Genomic DNA, 16,359 nt, shown 5'->3' with positions numbered 1-16,359 from the left:
GGCAGCGGTGTCCCGGGCGGGGGCGGCGGCCGGTCCGGATTGTCAGTGGTCCGTGGCAGGATCGGGGGCGTGGCTGAGACGGCATCGAAGAAGACGGCAGACAACCGACCGCGCCTGCTCCTGATGGACGGGCACTCCCTGGCGTACAGGGCGTTCTTCGCCCTGCCCGCGGAGAATTTCACGACGGCGACGGGGCAGCCGACGAATGCCGTGTACGGCTTCATGTCGATGCTGGCGAACACGTTGCGTGATGAGGCGCCCACTCATTTCGCGGTGGCGTTCGACGTGTCCCGCAAGACGTGGCGTGCGCAGGAGTTCCCCGAGTACAAGGCGAACCGTTCGAAGACCCCTGACGAGTTCAAGGGGCAGGTCGAGCTGATCGGCGAGCTCCTGGACGCGATGCGCGCGGACCGGTTCGCGGTGGACGGTTTCGAGGCCGACGACGTCATCGCGACGCTGGCCACGCAGGCCGAGGCGGCGGGCTTCGAGGTGCTGATCGTCACGGGCGACCGGGACTCGTTCCAGCTGATCACGGAGAACGTGACGGTGCTCTACCCGACGAAGGGCGTCTCGGAGCTGACGCGCTTCACCCCGGAGAAGGTCCAGGAGAAGTACGGGCTCACGCCGTCGCAGTATCCGGACTTCGCGGCGCTGCGGGGTGACCCCTCGGACAACCTTCCGGGTATCCCTGGTGTGGGTGAGAAGACGGCGGCGAAGTGGATCAACCAGTTCGGTTCGTTCGCGGAGCTGATCGAGCGGGCCGACGAGGTCAAGGGCAAGGCCGGCCAGAATTTCCGGGACCACCTGGACGCGGTGAAGATGAACCGTGTGCTGACCGAGATGGTCCGTGACGTGGAGCTGCCGAAGGCCCCGGCCGAGCTCGAGCGCGCTCCGTACGACCGCACGGCGGTCACGGGTGTGCTGGACATCCTGGAGATCCGTAACCCGAGCCTGCGTGAGCGGCTGCTCGCCGTCGACCCGGGTGCGGAGGAGGCCGGTCCGCCGGAGCCGCTGGCGGGTATCGAGCTGGACGGTGCGGTGCTGGGGTCGGGCGAGGTCGCTCCGTGGCTGGAGGCGCACGGCGGGCAGCCGCTCGGTGTGATGACGGTCGACACCTGGTCGCTGGGGTCGGGCACGGTCACGGAGATCGCGCTCGCCGCCGCCGACGGGGCCGCCGCCTGGCTGGACCCGGCCGAGCTCGACGAGGCCGACGAGCAGGCCCTCGCCGCCTGGCTCGCGGACCCGGAGCGGCCCAAGGTCCTGCACAACGCCAAGAACGCCCTGCGGGTCTTCCCCGAGCAGGGCTGGCGGCTGGAGGGCATCACCATGGACACCGCGCTCGCCGCCTATCTCGTCAAGCCCGGCCGCCGTTCGTTCGCCCTGGACGCCCTGGCCGTGGAGTACCTCGGCCGTGAGCTGGCCCCGGCCCCCGCGTCCGACGGGCAGCTGGCCTTCGGCGCGGACGACCGTGCGGAGGCCGACGCCCTGATGGCGCAGGCGCGCGCGGTGCTGGACCTGGGGGACGCGTTCACGACGCGTCTGAAGGAGGTCGGCGCCACCGGGCTGCTGCACGACATGGAGCTGCCGACATCGATCATGCTGGCCCGTCTGGAGCGGCACGGCATCGCCGCCGACCGGGCGCATCTGGAGGGTATGGAGCAGCAGTTCGCCGGTGCGGTGCAGCAGGCGGTGAAGGAGGCTCACGCCGCGGTGGGCCGTGAGTTCAACCTCGGCTCGCCCAAGCAGCTCCAGGAAGTGCTCTTCGGCGAGCTGGCCCTGCCGAAGACAAAGAAGACGAAGACGGGGTACACGACCGACGCGGACGCCCTGGCCTGGCTGGCCGCGCAGACCGAGCACGAGCTGCCGGTCATCATGCTGCGCCACCGGGAGCAGGCGAAGCTGCGGGTCACGGTCGAGGGCCTGATCAAGACGATCGGTGGGGACGGCCGTATCCACACCACGTTCAACCAGACCGTCGCGGCGACGGGCCGGCTCTCGTCCACCGACCCGAACCTGCAGAACATCCCCGTGCGTACGGACGAGGGGCGGGCGATCCGCCGGGGCTTCGTGGTCGGCGAGGGCTTCGAGACGCTGATGACGGCCGACTACAGCCAGATCGAGCTGCGGGTGATGGCCCACCTCTCGGAGGACGCCGGTCTGATCGAGGCGTTCACCTCCGGGGAGGACCTGCACACGACGGTCGCCTCGCAGGTGTTCGGCGTCGAGAAGTCGGCCGTCGACGCGGAGATGCGCCGCAAGATCAAGGCGATGTCGTACGGGCTGGCCTACGGGCTCTCCGCCTTCGGCCTCTCCCAGCAGCTGAACATCGAGGCCGGCGAGGCGCGCGGGCTGATGGACACCTACTTCCTGCGGTTCGGCGGGGTGCGTGACTATCTGCACCGGGTCGTGGAGGAGGCCAGGTCCACCGGGTACACGGAGACGATCCTCGGCCGCCGCCGCTACCTCCCGGACCTGAACAGCGACAACCGGCAGCGGCGCGAGGCCGCCGAGCGGATGGCGCTCAACGCTCCGATCCAGGGGACGGCCGCCGACATCGTGAAGGTCGCGATGCTGCACGTGGACCGGGCGCTGAGGGAGGCGGAGCTGACGTCACGGATGTTGCTCCAGGTCCACGACGAAATCGTCCTGGAGATCGCGAAGGGCGAGCGGGAGCAGGTCGAGGAGATCCTCCGCCGGGAGATGTCCACGGCGGTCGAGCTCCGTGCGCCGCTGGACGTCTCGGTCGGCGTCGGCAAGGACTGGGAGACGGCGGCGCACTGACGTCCCTGCCGGGAGCCGTGCTCAGCCGGCCTCCCGGCCGGCCGGGCGGCCCCGTGCGGTGTCCGCACGGGGCACGTCCGCGGGGCGGGGTCCGTTCGCGGGGCGGGGTCCGTCCGGTTTCCGCAGCAGCCGCACCCACGCCCCGTACAGCACCAGGCCGGCGGCCAGGCCCGCCCCGGCGCCGAAGCACGCGGTCGGGATGATGTCGAGGGGCGTGTCGACGTGCCCGAAGGAGGCGTACCAGCGGGCACACCGGTGGACGGTGCCCAGCAGGACGCACAGCGCCAGGAGCGCACCGGCCCACCCGCGTTCGGCCCGGCTCAGCACCGGCACGGACGCCGGGGCCGGGACCGGACCGGTGCGCCGCAGGCCCGTGTGTGTGAACCACGCCAGGAGCACCAGGGCCACCGCCGAACTGCCGTACTGGACGATCTGGAACACCGGGTGGCCGCCGACGCTCCGGCCCAGGACGGGGACCAGCTCCGTGCCCCAGCGGTCGTGATGCGTGAAGGCGTCCCACACGACGTGGGCCCCCGAGCCGATGACGGCGGACACGACGAACCACACCGCCTCGGTGAGGACCGGGCGGCCCGGTTCACGGCGGCGCCCCCGCGCGAAGGTGTGCACGCGCCCCCGCGCCGCCACGGGCAGCAGCGCGACGAGCGGTTCGCGCAGCAGCAGCCAGAGCGCCACCAGGGCGCCGGTGACGAGGACATCCACGGTGAACACTCCCCACACGGCGTGTGTCACCTCGCCGAACTCCATCGCCCCCGGCACGACCGTGTCCGCGTAGTAGGTGAGGTCGGGAGCGAACGACCCGGCGACGAGCGCGGAGGCGACGAGGGGCCCACGGCCCGTGCCGGACCTGCGGATTCCCGGGAGCACGGCTGCGGCGTGGCTGAGCGTGAACGGCATGGCGGCAAGTATGCGTGAGCCCGTGTCACCCGCAGGGGCACCCCGGTGACTTGACGGCCCTGAAGCTGAGAAACCGGTAAGAACAGGGCGGGGACCAGTGTTCGGGCGGCGGGAGTTGTCGTAGGGTCGCCTGAGTTCTCGCGCGGGGAGCGCGGACAGCCGTCGACGGGGAGGAACCGACACGTATGGCAGCGCAATTCGGCCGCAGGCTGCGCAGGGGGGCCACCACCACCGCGGTGGCCGCCGCCGCCGTAGCAGCCCTTTCCGCCTCTCAGGCTCCCGCGGCACCGCACCCCGACAGCGCCGCGGACGACCGGACCGCGGCCGGTGCGACACCGTCCGGCGACAGCGCGGCCACGGGCAACTCGCCCTACCACACCGACCTCCCGCCGCTCGATACGCCCAACAAGCCCGGTAGTTCCGTGAATCTGCCGGTGACCGGCAGTGCCGAAGCGGGCATACCGGCCACCGTCCTGGCCGCCTACAAGAAGGCCGAGCAGGACCTCGCGAGCACCGACGCCGCGTGCCGCCTGCCGTGGCAGCTCCTCGCCGCGATCGGCAAGGTCGAGTCGGGCCAGGCCCGCGGCGGGAAGGTCGACGCCGACGGCACCACCTTCTCCCCGATCCTCGGCCCGGCGCTCAACGGCCAGGGCTTCGCGCTGATCAAGGACACCGACGGCGGGGCGTACGACGGGGACTCGACCCACGACCGCGCGGTCGGACCGATGCAGTTCATCCCGTCGACCTGGGCGACCTGGGGCCAGGACGGGAACGGCGACGGGCGCAAGGACCCCAACAACATCCACGACGCGGCGCTGGCCGCCGGCCGCTACCTCTGCGCCGGCACCCGCGACCTGTCGCTCGCCACGGACCTCGACCGGGCGGTGCTGAGCTACAACCACTCCACCGAGTACCTGCGCACGGTGCGCTCCTGGTTCGACTACTACAACCGCGGCACCCACGAGGTCCCGGACGGCACGGGCGTCCTCCCGAAGGACACGGAGACCGGCACGTCCTCCCCGTCACCCACGCCCACTCCGCCGGCCACCTCGTCGCCGAGCACGCCGCCCGCCACCACGCCGCCCGCCACCACGCCGCCGGCCACGAAGCCCCCGGCCACGAAGCCCCCGTCCACCGGTCCGACGACTCCGCCGACCACGCCGCCCACCACCCCGGCGCCCGGCGTGACCTTCGGGAGCCTCGAGAACGCGGGCACCGGCACCCTCACCGCCACGGCAGGCGACGCGTTCTCCGAGCGCGTCAAGGTCCGGGCGAGGAACAAGCTGGGCGCGCCGCTCGCCAGGACGTCCGTCACCTTCAGCGTCGTCGGCGACACGGACACCCGCTTCACCGGCGGGAAGCGCACCGTGACCCTGACCACCGGGGCCGACGGCACCGTCACCGCACCCGTCCTCACGGCCGGTGAGGCGACGGGCCCCTTCAGGGTGACCGCCGTCGCGGGCGGCACGACGCCGCGCACCGTCAGCCTCCTCGCGAGCGTCACGGCCCGGGTCGCGGACACCCTCGTCCGTACCGACGACAAGGTCCTGACGGCCGCCCCCGGCACCGAGTTCGCCGACCGGCTCGAGGTCAAGGCGGCGTACAAGGGCACCGGCGTGGCGGACACCGCCGTCACCGCCACGATGATCACCGACGCGGAGACGCCCACCGCGAACGACAAGGGTCCGTACTTCAAGGACGCGCTCGGCACCCCCGTCCGCATCCTGACCCTGAAGACCGGTGCCGACGGACTCCTCGAACTCCCGGAGATCTACGCCGACGACACGGCGGGCACCTACAGGCTGCGGCTCACCACCGCGAGCGGCGCCACGCTGACCGTCGAGCTGAAGGTCGAGGCCCCCGCGGCCTGACCCGCACGGCACGAGAGGCTTCCGGCTCCGGCCGGAAGCCTCTCGTGCCGTCGCTAGTCCCGGCGCAGCCGCGCCGACGTGAAGCGCGTGGCCTCCACCGTCGTCGGGTCCTCCGGCCACGGGTGCTTCGGGTAACGGCCGCGCAGTTCCGCCCGTACGCCCCGGTAGCCCTCCCGCCAGAACGACGCCAGGTCCGCCGTGACCGCCGCCGGCCGCCCGGCGGGGGACAGCAGATGGACCAGGACGGGGACCCCCGCCACCCGGGGTGTCTCGCCCATCCCGAAGAGCTCCTGGAGCTTCACCGCGAGCACGGGCTGCTCCCCGCCGTACTCCACCCGGATCCGGGACCCGCTCGGCACCTCGATCCGCTCCGGGGCGAGCTCGTCGAGCCGGGCCGCCTCGCCCGTCGCCCACGGCAGCAGCCGCCGCACCGCCTGCCCGGCGTCGATCCGCGCCAGGTCCGCGCGGCGGCCGGCGCGGGACAGCTCGGGCTCCAGCCACTCCCCGGCGCGGGCCAGCAGCGCGGCGTCCGACACGTCGGGCCACGGCGCCCCCAGCACCCGGTGCAGGAAGGCGAGCCGCAGCCGCAGCTGCTCGCTGTCCCGGTTCCACCGCAGCAGCCCCGGGCCCTCCCGGCGCAGCCCCTCCAGCAGCGCCCCGCGCACCAGCTCCGGGGCCGGCCTGCGCAGCGCGCGTACCGACAGCTCGACGGCCCCCAGGCGTTCGACGGAGCGGGCCACCACGTCGCCGTCCGCCCACCGGACCTCCTCGCCGGAGAACCGCAGGTGCCCCGCGGCCAGCCGTGCGGTGTCCTCGTCGACGACGGCCGCCAGCCGCACCCGGGCGGACGCGGCGTGGGCGGGCCGGTCCGCGACCGCGACCGCGAGCCACGGCGCGCTGCGCAGCCGTGAGCCGTCCCGCAGCTCCGCCCCCGTGCCCGACACCATCAGGAACGCCCCCTCGCCCCGGGCCCGCGCCACCCGCTCAGGGAAGGCCAGTGCCGCCACCAGCCCCACGGCCGCGTCGTCCGGGCCGGTACCGGCGTCCGCCGGGGAGCCGAGGGACTGCGAGAGCCGCCGCACCTCCTGCCGCCAGCGCGCCGCGTAACCGTCCCCGCCGCGCCGTGCCGTGCGCAGCGCGTGCGCCAGGTCGTCGCCGTACTCCCGAGGCGGCTCCTCGCCGATCAAAGCCACCACCTCCGCGGCGCGGCGCCCGCCGACCTCGTCCGCGCCGTCCAGGAGGGCACGGGCCAGCCGGGGGTGCAGGCCGAGCCGGGACATCCGTACGCCCCGGTCCGTCGCGCGCCCCTCTGCGTCCACGGCGCCGACCGCCGTCAGCACCTCCCGGGCCGCGCCCATGGCACCGGCGGGCGGCGGGTCCAGCAGCGCGAGCCCCGAGGCGTCCGGATCGCCCCAGCAGGCCGCCTGCAGCGCGAACGCCGCGAGGTCGGCCACCTTGATCTCGGGGGAGGGGAACGCGGCCAGGCGCCCGTCCTCGGCCTCCTCCCAGCAGCGGTACACCGCGCCCGGAGCCTCACGCCCCGCACGGCCCGCACGCTGGCGTCCCGCCGCACGCGACGCCCGTACGGTCGTCAGGGCGCCCAGCCCCCGCGCGTGGTCGGTACGCGGCTCCCTGGAGAGGCCTGAATCCACGACGACCCGCACCCCGGGCACCGTCAGGGACGACTCCGCCACGGACGTCGCCAGCACCACCCGGCGCCCGCCCGACGGCCCCGCCAGCACCGCGTCCTGCACGGCCGCCGGGGCGCGACCGTGGACCTGGAGCACCTCGGCGCCGACGCCCGCGAGCTGACCGGCCACCCGCCCGATCTCTCCGACACCGGGCAGGAAGCACAGGACGTCACCGTCGCGCTCGGCGAGCGCCCGGCGCACCACGGCGGCCACGTGCGTCAGCAGCGCCGGGTCCACCCTCATGCCGTGCGGCGGGCGCACCGGTCCGGCCGGCGGCGCCCACACCACCTCGACCGGATGGGACACCCCCTGCGCCTCGACCACCGGCGCGTCGCCCAGCAGCCGCGCCCAGCCCGCCGCGTCCGTCGTCGCCGACGCCGCCACCAGCCGCAGATCGGGCCGGATCGTCCCCCGTACGTCGAGGAGGAACGCCGCGGCCGTGTCCGCGTCCAGGTGGCGCTCGTGGCACTCGTCGATGATCACCACGTCGACGCCGGCCAGCTCCTGGTCGCGCTGCAGCCGCTGGAGCAGCACCCCGGTGGTCACGACCTCCACCACCGTGCCGCGCCCCACCACCCGCTCCCCGCGCACCGTGAAACCGACCCGTTCCCCGGGCCGCTCCCCGAGCAGCCACGCCATCCGCCGCGCCGCGGCCCGGGCGGCGATCCTGCGGGGCTCTGCGACGAGCACCCGGCGCGCCGGACCGCCGCCGGTCAGCCCGGCGAGGACCAGGGGCACGAGGGTCGTCTTGCCGGTACCGGGCGGCGCGCACAGCACCGCGGCACCCCGCTCGTCGAGCGCGCGCTCCAGGGCGGGCACAGCGGTGCGTACGGGCAACTGGTCCAGGGCGTCGGTACGGATCACGCCCCCAGTCTCGTACGCCCGGCGTTCAGGCGGGCCGGTGGTCCCTCAGGCGGAGGCCCGGTCGTCCCGCTCGCAGACGAAGATCGCGGTGCCGGGGATCAGGTTGCCGCGCAGCGGGGACCAGCCGCCCCACTCCTGGTCGTTCCAGGCCGGCCACTCCGGCTCCACGAGATCGATCAGGCGGAAACCGCCCGCCACCACGTCCCGCACCCGGTCGCCCAGCGTCCTGTGATGCTCCACGTACACCGCGTCGCCGCTCCCGTCCTGTTCCACGTACGGCACGCGGTCGAAGTACGAGGCGGAGACGGAGAGGCCCTCGGGACCCGGCTCGTCCGGGAACGCCCAGCGGATCGGGTGCGTCACGGAGAAGACCCAGCGGCCCCCGGGCCGCAGCACCCGGTGCACCTCGCGGAACACCTGCACGGGGTCGGCGACGAAGGGCACCGCGCCGTAGGCGGAACAGGCCAGGCCGAAGGAGCCGTCGCGGAAGGGGAGCCGTCCGGCGTCGGCCTCCACGAGGGGGACGCCGTCGCCGATCCGCAGGGCGTGCTGGAGCTGGCGGTGGGAGAGGTCCAGGGCCACCGGGCGGGCGCCGCGCGCGGCGAGCCAGCGCGAGCACTGGGCGGCGCCCGCCCCGATCTCCAGGACGTCCAGGCCCTTCAGGTCCTCCGCCGGGCCCAGCAGGGCCGCCTCCGCCTCGTCCAGCCCCTCCGGGCCCCAGACGAAGCGGTCGTCCCCGAGGAACGCTCCGTGGTCGCTCTGGTACTCGTCGGCGTTCCGGTCCCACCAGCCGCGGCTCGCCCGGCTGCTCTCCGCCTCGCCGGCTTCCCGCCGGGTCGCCTCGGGTTCGGACTCGTAGATCTCTTGGCTCATCGTGCCCGTCGTTGTAGTTTGCCTTCACCCGCCTCGCGCGGGTGCCTCCACGGGCCGCAGGGGGTGAGTGCGCCTGGTTGCGCGCACGACACGCCGCTGCGACCGATGTGGCCTCGGTGAACGTGAGTTGTGCCGGGATTGGGGTGTTGTGCCCCGGGTGTGCGCCTTCGCGCATTGACCCTGTCCGGCTGCCCCCGTATGCTACAAGTTGCGCTGCGAGCCTGCGCGCTTCAGACCTAGCAGGCCGCGCTCGCGTCTGTTGCATGTCCCCTCGGTTGTCGAGGCGCCTTCCGGTTAACGGATCGGCGCTTTCCAGGCTGTCCGGTCTTCTGCAGAGGCGATACGGGCTCTCGGCGTAGCAGTACCTACGACTCACTGTCCGTACCGGAGCCCTTTCCCACATGACGAGCAGCACCGAGACCACCGCCACCACTCCGCAGGTTGCGGTCAACGACATCGGCGACGCGGACGCGTTCCTCGCGGCGATCGACGAGACGATCAAGTACTTCAACGACGGCGACATCGTTGACGGTGTCATCGTCAAGGTTGACCGGGACGAGGTTCTCCTCGACATCGGTTACAAGACCGAAGGCGTCATCCCGAGCCGCGAGCTCTCGATCAAGCACGACGTCGACCCGAACGAGGTCGTCAAGGTCGGCGACGAGATCGAGGCCCTGGTTCTCCAGAAGGAGGACAAGGAAGGCCGCCTGATCCTCTCGAAGAAGCGCGCTCAGTACGAGCGTGCCTGGGGCACCATCGAGAAGATCAAGGAAGAAGACGGCATCGTCACCGGTACCGTCATCGAGGTCGTCAAGGGTGGTCTCATCCTCGACATCGGCCTCCGTGGCTTCCTCCCGGCGTCGCTCGTCGAGATGCGTCGTGTCCGCGACCTCCAGCCCTACGTGGGCAAGGAGCTCGAGGCCAAGATCATCGAGCTGGACAAGAACCGCAACAACGTGGTCCTGTCCCGCCGTGCCTGGCTCGAGCAGACGCAGTCCGAGGTCCGCCAGACGTTCCTCACGACCCTGCAGAAGGGTCAGGTCCGCTCCGGCGTCGTCTCCTCGATCGTCAACTTCGGTGCCTTCGTGGACCTGGGTGGCGTCGACGGTCTCGTGCACGTCTCCGAGCTCTCCTGGAAGCACATCGACCACCCCTCCGAGGTTGTCGAGGTCGGCCAGGAAGTCACCGTCGAGGTTCTCGACGTCGACATGGACCGCGAGCGCGTGTCGCTGTCGCTCAAGGCGACGCAGGAAGACCCGTGGCAGCAGTTCGCCCGTACGCACCAGATCGGGCAGGTCGTTCCCGGTAAGGTCACCAAGCTCGTTCCGTTCGGTGCGTTCGTGCGCGTCGACGAGGGCATCGAGGGCCTGGTCCACATCTCCGAGCTGGCCGAGCGCCACGTGGAGATCCCGGAGCAGGTCGTCCAGGTCAACGACGAGATCTTCGTCAAGGTCATCGACATCGACCTCGAGCGCCGTCGCATCAGCCTCTCGCTGAAGCAGGCCAACGAGGCGTTCGGCGGAGACCCGGCCTCGGTCGAGTTCGACCCGACGCTGTACGGCATGGCCGCGTCGTACGACGACCAGGGCAACTACATCTACCCCGAGGGCTTCGACCCCGAGACCAACGACTGGCTCGAGGGCTTCGAGGCGCAGCGCGAGGTCTGGGAGACGCAGTACGCCGAGGCGCAGCAGCGCTTCGAGCAGCACCAGGCCCAGGTCATCAAGTCCCGCGAGGCCGACGAGGCTGCCGCTGCCGAGGGCGCTGCCGCCCCGGCCGGCGCTGCCCCGGCTGCCTCCGGCGGCAGCGGTGGCGGCGGCTCGTACTCCTCGGAGTCCGCGGACAACTCCGGCGCCCTGGCGTCGGACGAGGCCCTGGCCGCCCTGCGCGAGAAGCTGGCCGGCGGCCAGAGCTGACGCTCTGACCCCAGCCGCTCATCGGCCGCAGTAGCTGTAGAGCTGTAGGTGAGGCCCGTCCCCTCCGGGGGGCGGGCCTCACTCATGTCCGGACGCGGTTCTCGCTCGTGTGCGGCCGCGGGCGTCAGGGCGTGACGGCGATGTTCGTCAGCCCCTTGCCGCCGGTGACCGTGTTGGAGGCGTACACGGTGGTGGGGCAGCTCGTGCTCGCATTGGTCACGTTGACGGCGAGCTGCCCGCCGCCGGTGGCGCCGGTCAGGTCCGAGGCGTTGCCGCGGAAGACGGTGCCGCAGCCCCAGCCGCTCTGCTGGGTGTGCGTCTCGTAGCCGTTGTTCGTGGTGCGGACGCCCTTGTTGTTCTCGACCAGCACGTCGTTGCCCTTCACGTCGACCCACGAGTCGTCGTAGTTGGCGCCGGTCAGGCCGCTGCCGTCGAAGGTGTTCCCGATGATCTCCGCACCGGTGGTGCCTTCCTTGATGTCTATGTTCTCGCCGCCGACACCCGGACCGATCGTGTTGCCGATGATCCGCGCGTTGTCGCTCCGGTCGGTGAGGTCGCCCGCCGAGCCCACGTACACGCCCTCGCCCATGCCCCGGCCGTTCTGGCCCGTGTCGTGGATCCGGGAGTTCTTCAGGACGCCGTCACGGCTGGACGTGCGGAAGTGGACGCCCTCCATGTCGAGGCCGTGCACGGTCACCGAGTCGATGACGACGCCGTTCGCCGCATCGGTGACGATGCCCTTCTGGCCGCCGGTGACGGTGACGCCGTACACCGTCCAGTACGACGCTCCGTTCAGGTGCAGCCCGTAGCCGCCGCCGGCCGTCAGGACCGCCGCCGGGGATCCGGTGAGGGTGATCCGCGCCGCGGAGGTGGCCGGGACGGTCGCCTTGAAGTTCCTTGTGTAGGTGCCGTCGGCGAGCCGGATCGTGTCACCCGGGGCCGCGGCGGCCAGCGCCGCCTTGAGCTGCGCCGCGGTGCTCACCTCGATGACCGTCGCCGCCCGTGCGGGGCCGGCCGCGACGAGGGGCAGCGTGGCCGCGGCGTGTGCGGCGGTCAGCAGTGCGGGGAACGGTGTGCGGGTGCGCATGGGGGTGCCTTCCCGTCGAGGAGGTTCAGGCGTTCTCGTACGTGAATATCGGGCGGGTCGCTGAAACTGCCCGTGACCGTATGGGCGGAGTGTGGACATGTCAAGGTCTGGACCAATGCCCCCCGATACTGAGGGGCGGAAGAAACGTGTGAGATACACGAGTAGCTGACGGGCCGTAACAAGCGCTTGCCAGGATCCGCGCAACGTCCGGATCACCAGGGGAGCCAGGGAATGACACACACGTCGAGCACCTCACGCGTCTCGCAGGACTCTCCCGTGGCGGCAGGCGCCAGCCGCCGAAGCTTTCTGCGCAACGTGGGCCTCACCGGCGGCGCCGGTGCCATGTTCGCCACGATGGGCGCTCTCGGACTCGCGCCCACCGCGGCCGCGGCGGGCCGCGAACCCGCCTTCCGGGCACCGAGCCCGGGCGACTTCTCGCTGAAGGGGAAGGCCGCCGCCAAGGTCGTGGTCGTCGGCGGGGGCATCGCCGGCCTCGCCGCCGCGTACGAGCTGGGCAAAGCCGGCTACGACTGTACGGTCCTGGAGGCCCGCGGACGCACCGGCGGGCGCAACTTCACCGTCCGGGGCGGCGACACGACGACCGACACCCACGGCAACAGGCAGACCGCCCGCTTCAGCGACGGCCAGTACATGAACGCCGGGCCCGGCCGCATCCCGCAGTGGATGGTCACCCTCGACTACTGCCGGGAACTCGGCGTCCCCGTCGAGGTGTTCACCAACGAGAACGCCAACGCCTACCTCTTCAACGAGAAGGCCGGCATGAAGGGGCCGGTGCGCTACCGCACCGCCAAGGCCGACATGTACGGCTACGTCGCCGAACTCCTCGCCAAGGCCGGAGACAAGGGCGCCCTCGACCGGCAGATCACCGCCGACGACCAGGAACGGCTCCTGGAGTTCCTCAAGGACTTCGGCGACATCGGCGACACGCTCGACTACACCGGCAGCTCCCGGCGCGGCTACCGCGTCGACCCGGCCGCCGCCGGGACCCCGGGTGAGGAACTCGGACCCGTCCCCACCGCGTCCGAGGTCTTCGCCAGCGGCGTCGGGCGCTACTTCTCCTTCGAATTCGAGTACGACCAGGCGATGCTGATGTTCCAGCCGGTGGGCGGCATGGACCGGATACCCGCGGCGCTCACCCGGGCGGTGGGCGAGCGGCGTGTCCGGACCGGAGCGGCCGTCACCGGCATCACGGACACGGCGCACGGCGTCTCCGTCACCTACACCCAGGCGGGCCGCACTCGCCGCATCGAGGCGGACTACTGCATCGCCGCGCTCCCGCCCAACATCCTGGCCAAGACGTCCCACAACCTCGGCCCGGCGGTCCAGAGCGCCCTGGAGTCCTGCAAGCCGTCCTCGGCCGGCAAGATCGGGCTGGAGTACAGGAGCCGCTGGTGGGAGAGCGACCACCGGATCTTCGGGGGCATCACCGAGACGGACATGGACCTCTCCCACATCTGGTACCCGTCCTACGGGCACCTCGGCGAACGCGGCACCATCATCGGCTACTACAACACCGGTGCGAACGCCGACGCCTACGCCGCCCTCGCTCCGCGCGAGAGGGAAGCGCGGGCGGTCGCCCAGGGCGTGAAGATCCACGGCGACAAGTACCGCACGGAACTCGCCACGTCGTTCTCCCACCACTGGCGCCAGACCCCGTACCTCGAAGCCTCCTGGCACTCCCTGTCCGGCGGGCCCGACGCTCCCGCCTTCGCGCCGCTCAACAGCCCCGCCGGGCACGTGTACTTCGCCGGTGACTACCTCAGCCACACCGACGCCTGGCAGCACGGGGCGTTCACCTCGGCACGGAAGGCGGTCACGGCGCTGCACAGCCGGGTCCTCGCGTAACGGTGAGGACGGGGGCGCGGACGGGAATGCCGTGGCCGGGCGGGGTGTTCTTGTCGAGGAACACGAGGAGGAGCGGTAACCGTGCCTGATCCGCAGAGTTTGTACGAATGGGAGCCCAAGGGCCTGGCCGTCGTCGACATGGCGCTCGCCCAGGAGTCGGCCGGCCTGGTCATGCTCTACCACTTCGACGGCTACATCGACGCGGGCGAGACCGGCGAGCAGATCGTCGACGGCCTGCTCGAGACGCTGCCCCACCAGACCGTGGCCCGCTTCGACCACGACCGGCTCGTCGACTACCGGGCACGCCGCCCGCTGCTGACCTTCAGGCGTGACCGGTACACGGCGTTCGAGGCACCCACCCTGGACGTGAAGGTCGTCCAGGACGCCACGGGCGCCCCGTTCCTGCTGCTCTCCGGGCCGGAGCCCGACGTCGAGTGGGAGAGGTTCGCCGCCGCCGTGGAGCAGATCGTGGAGCGGCTCGGCGTGCGCCTCGCCGTCAGCTTCCACGGCATCCCCATGGGCGTTCCGCACACCCGCCCCGTCGGCCTCACCCCGCACGGCAACCGCACCGACCTGATGCCCGGACACCGCAGCCCCTTCGACGAGGCGCAGGTACCCGGCTCCGCCGAGGCGCTCGTGGAGTACCGGCTGATGGAGGCCGGGCACGACGTCCTCGGCGTAGCGGCCCATGTGCCGCACTACGTCGCCCGGTCCGCCTACCCGGACGCCGCGCTCACCGCCCTGGAAGCGGTCACCGCGGCGACCGGGCTGGTCCTGCCGAGCGTCGCGCACACGCTGCGCACGGAGGCGCACCGCACCCAGACGGAGATCGACCGGCAGGTCGGCCAGGGTGACGAGGAGCTCGTCACGCTCGTCGAAGGGCTGGAGCACCAGTACGACGCGATCGCGGGTTCCGAGACCCGGGGCAACCTCGTCGCGGAGCCGGCCGACCTCCCGTCGGCGGACGAGATCGGCCGCGAATTCGAACGCTTCCTCGCGGAACGTGAGGGCGATTCCTGAGGGGCCTCCGGCCGCTCCCCGGCCGGAGGCTAGGGTCGGCACATGCTGAAAGTGGGCCTGACCGGCGGGATCGGCGCCGGCAAGAGTGAAGTGTCACGGCTGCTCGCACGCTACGGAGCCGTACTGATCGACGCCGACCGGATCGCCCGCGAGGTCGTCGAGCCCGGGACTCCCGGGCTCACGGCCGTCGTCGAGGCCTTCGGTCCCGGAATCCTCGGCGCCGACGGAGCCCTGCACCGGCCGGCGCTCGGGTCGATCGTCTTCGCCGACCCCGCACGCCTGGCCACGCTCAACGCCATCGTCCACCCCCTCGTCGGGGCCCGCTCCGCCGAGCTGGAACGGGCCGCCGGGCCCGGCGCGGTCGTCGTCCACGACGTCCCGCTGCTCACGGAGAACGGCCTCGCCCCGGTCTACGACCTCGTCGTGGTCGTCGACGCCGCGCCCGGCACCCAGCTCGACCGGCTCGTACGGCTGCGCGGGATGACGGAGTCCGACGCCCGCGCCCGCATGGCGGCGCAGGCCACGCGCGAGGAGCGGCTGGCCGTCGCCGACATCGTCGTCGACAACGACGGCCCCCTGGACGATCTGGAACCCCAGGTCCGCGGGGTCTGGTCGGAGCTCACCGCACGGGCCGCCGCCGGCTGACCCGGCGTACGGCGGAATACGCGCACCCCGCCGGATGTTGAAGAGCGCCAGGCAAGGGGAAGGATACGGCCGTGCCCGAGAGCAACCCGGAAACGCATGTGATCGACTTCCGCGCGGCGGAGCAGCTGCTCGCGGCGCGTGACCCGAGGGGTGCGGTCAAGCTGCTCGACTCGGTGATAGCGGCCCACCCGGAGAACACCGCTGCCCGGCTGCTGCGCGCCCGGGCCTTCTTCGCCGCCGCGCAACTGCGCCCGGCCGAGCTGGAGTTCGAGCTGGTCCTGGAGCGTGAGCCGGACAACGCCTTCGCGCACTTCGCCCTGGCCCGCACCTTCCAGCGCGCCGGCCGGCCCGAACAGGCCACCCGCCACTTCCGGCTGGCCGCCGCGCTCGACCCGAATCCGGAGTACCTGCGGGCGGCCCGCTTCGACGAACCCTCCTGACGGTGCCGGGACGGGACTCAGCGGCCGTACCGGCCCCGCCCGCCCCGGTCGGGTTCGTACGGAGGGACGTCCCTGCCCGGCTGGTAGTGCGGGCCCTGCCGCATATGGCGGACGACGACGCAGAAGTCCGTGACCGTCACCATCAGCAGCACACCGCAGGCCGTCGCCCAGCCGACGCGTTCCGTCGCCACGAAGGCCGCCAGGCCTCCGGCGGCCCAGATCATGCCCCAGAGACTCAGCCAGAGCCGCATCCGCAGGGGGCTCCGTGCGGTGGACGGTTCACTTCCGGTACGCATCTGCATCGCCTCCTCTCCAGGATGACCCCGCGGCGCGGCGGACGGAAGCCCGGCGGCCGCCGTCCGCGGCGCGCGACGGGGAACGCGGCCCCGC

At 72.3% G+C, this 16,359-nt stretch carries 12 protein-coding genes; 7 read left to right on the top strand and 5 right to left on the bottom strand.

Features of this window, described 5'->3' with window-relative positions; translation table 11 throughout:
• Positions 1 to 69: 69 nt before the first annotated feature.
• Positions 70 to 2,781, top strand: a complete 2,712-nt coding sequence (polA, locus tag ACIP63_RS01165; protein ID WP_401510272.1) for a DNA polymerase I — start codon at positions 70 to 72, stop codon at positions 2,779 to 2,781.
• A 21-nt stretch (positions 2,782 to 2,802) separates the two neighbouring features.
• On the opposite strand, the gene ACIP63_RS01160 is transcribed toward polA, so the two are convergent.
• Positions 2,803 to 3,696 carry a DUF4184 family protein gene (locus ACIP63_RS01160; RefSeq protein WP_401510269.1) on the bottom strand — a complete coding sequence of 298 codons (894 nt, stop codon included), beginning with the start codon at positions 3,694 to 3,696 and terminating at the stop codon, positions 2,803 to 2,805.
• Between the two features lie 185 nt (positions 3,697 to 3,881).
• On the opposite strand from ACIP63_RS01160, the gene ACIP63_RS01155 reads away from it, so the two are divergent.
• A complete protein-coding gene (locus ACIP63_RS01155) occupies positions 3,882 to 5,567 on the top strand; it encodes a lytic transglycosylase domain-containing protein (RefSeq protein WP_401510267.1) in 1,686 nt (561 codons plus the stop codon).
• 53 nt (positions 5,568 to 5,620) lie between these two features.
• Here ACIP63_RS01155 and hrpB read toward each other — a convergent pair whose 3' ends face one another.
• Together hrpB and ACIP63_RS01145 are read right to left on the bottom strand one after the other, a co-directional pair.
• Positions 5,621 to 8,122 carry an ATP-dependent helicase HrpB gene (gene hrpB, locus ACIP63_RS01150; RefSeq protein WP_401510265.1) on the bottom strand — a complete coding sequence of 834 codons (2,502 nt, stop codon included), beginning with the start codon at positions 8,120 to 8,122 and terminating at the stop codon, positions 5,621 to 5,623.
• Between the two features lie 45 nt (positions 8,123 to 8,167).
• Positions 8,168 to 8,995, bottom strand: a complete 828-nt coding sequence (locus ACIP63_RS01145; protein WP_401510263.1) for a class I SAM-dependent methyltransferase — start codon at positions 8,993 to 8,995, stop codon at positions 8,168 to 8,170.
• A gap of 401 nt (positions 8,996 to 9,396) precedes the next feature.
• On the opposite strand from ACIP63_RS01145, the gene rpsA reads away from it, so the two are divergent.
• On the top strand, positions 9,397 to 10,911 hold the full coding sequence (gene rpsA / locus ACIP63_RS01140) for a 30S ribosomal protein S1 (protein WP_104789902.1): 1,515 nt from the start codon (positions 9,397 to 9,399) through the stop codon (positions 10,909 to 10,911).
• 124 nt (positions 10,912 to 11,035) lie between these two features.
• Here rpsA and ACIP63_RS01135 read toward each other — a convergent pair whose 3' ends face one another.
• A complete protein-coding gene (locus ACIP63_RS01135; RefSeq protein WP_401510261.1) occupies positions 11,036 to 11,998 on the bottom strand; it encodes a right-handed parallel beta-helix repeat-containing protein in 963 nt (320 codons plus the stop codon).
• 342 nt (positions 11,999 to 12,340) lie between these two features.
• On the opposite strand from ACIP63_RS01135, the gene ACIP63_RS01130 reads away from it, so the two are divergent.
• From ACIP63_RS01130 to ACIP63_RS01115, 4 genes are all read left to right on the top strand, one after another.
• Complete coding sequence (locus ACIP63_RS01130; RefSeq protein WP_401512221.1) at positions 12,341 to 13,864, top strand: flavin monoamine oxidase family protein; 1,524 nt, start codon at positions 12,341 to 12,343, stop codon at positions 13,862 to 13,864.
• 81 nt (positions 13,865 to 13,945) lie between these two features.
• Positions 13,946 to 14,884, top strand: a complete 939-nt coding sequence (locus ACIP63_RS01125) for a PAC2 family protein (RefSeq protein ID WP_401510259.1) — start codon at positions 13,946 to 13,948, stop codon at positions 14,882 to 14,884.
• Positions 14,885 to 14,926: 42 nt separating this feature from the next.
• A complete protein-coding gene (gene coaE / locus ACIP63_RS01120) occupies positions 14,927 to 15,529 on the top strand; it encodes a dephospho-CoA kinase (RefSeq protein ID WP_401510257.1) in 603 nt (200 codons plus the stop codon).
• A gap of 71 nt (positions 15,530 to 15,600) precedes the next feature.
• A complete protein-coding gene (locus tag ACIP63_RS01115; RefSeq protein WP_362938786.1) occupies positions 15,601 to 15,969 on the top strand; it encodes a tetratricopeptide repeat protein in 369 nt (122 codons plus the stop codon).
• Between the two features lie 17 nt (positions 15,970 to 15,986).
• On the opposite strand, the gene ACIP63_RS01110 is transcribed toward ACIP63_RS01115, so the two are convergent.
• Positions 15,987 to 16,265 carry a DUF6343 family protein gene (locus ACIP63_RS01110; RefSeq protein WP_401510255.1) on the bottom strand — a complete coding sequence of 93 codons (279 nt, stop codon included), beginning with the start codon at positions 16,263 to 16,265 and terminating at the stop codon, positions 15,987 to 15,989.
• Positions 16,266 to 16,359: the final 94 nt, after the last annotated feature.

The sequence above is a fragment of the Streptomyces sp. NPDC088746 genome, from assembly GCF_044751065.1.
Taxonomy (GTDB): domain Bacteria; phylum Actinomycetota; class Actinomycetes; order Streptomycetales; family Streptomycetaceae; genus Streptomyces.
This window is presented reverse-complemented; position numbering and strand designations above follow the sequence as displayed.

Excerpts from the sequence above, each read along its gene's own strand:
- ACIP63_RS01160 (WP_401510269.1), bottom strand. The coding sequence starts at position 3,696 with ATGCCGTTCACGCTCAGCCACGCCGCAGCCGTGCTCCCGGGAATCCGC.
- ACIP63_RS01155 (WP_401510267.1), top strand. The coding sequence starts at position 3,882 with ATGGCAGCGCAATTCGGCCGCAGGCTGCGCAGGGGGGCCACCACCACC.
- ACIP63_RS01145 (WP_401510263.1), bottom strand. The coding sequence starts at position 8,995 with ATGAGCCAAGAGATCTACGAGTCCGAACCCGAGGCGACCCGGCGGGAA.
- rpsA (WP_104789902.1), top strand. The coding sequence starts at position 9,397 with ATGACGAGCAGCACCGAGACCACCGCCACCACTCCGCAGGTTGCGGTC.
- ACIP63_RS01135 (WP_401510261.1), bottom strand. The coding sequence starts at position 11,998 with ATGCGCACCCGCACACCGTTCCCCGCACTGCTGACCGCCGCACACGCC.
- ACIP63_RS01130 (WP_401512221.1), top strand. The coding sequence starts at position 12,341 with ATGTTCGCCACGATGGGCGCTCTCGGACTCGCGCCCACCGCGGCCGCG.
- coaE (WP_401510257.1), top strand. The coding sequence starts at position 14,927 with ATGCTGAAAGTGGGCCTGACCGGCGGGATCGGCGCCGGCAAGAGTGAA.
- ACIP63_RS01110 (WP_401510255.1), bottom strand. The coding sequence starts at position 16,265 with ATGCGTACCGGAAGTGAACCGTCCACCGCACGGAGCCCCCTGCGGATG.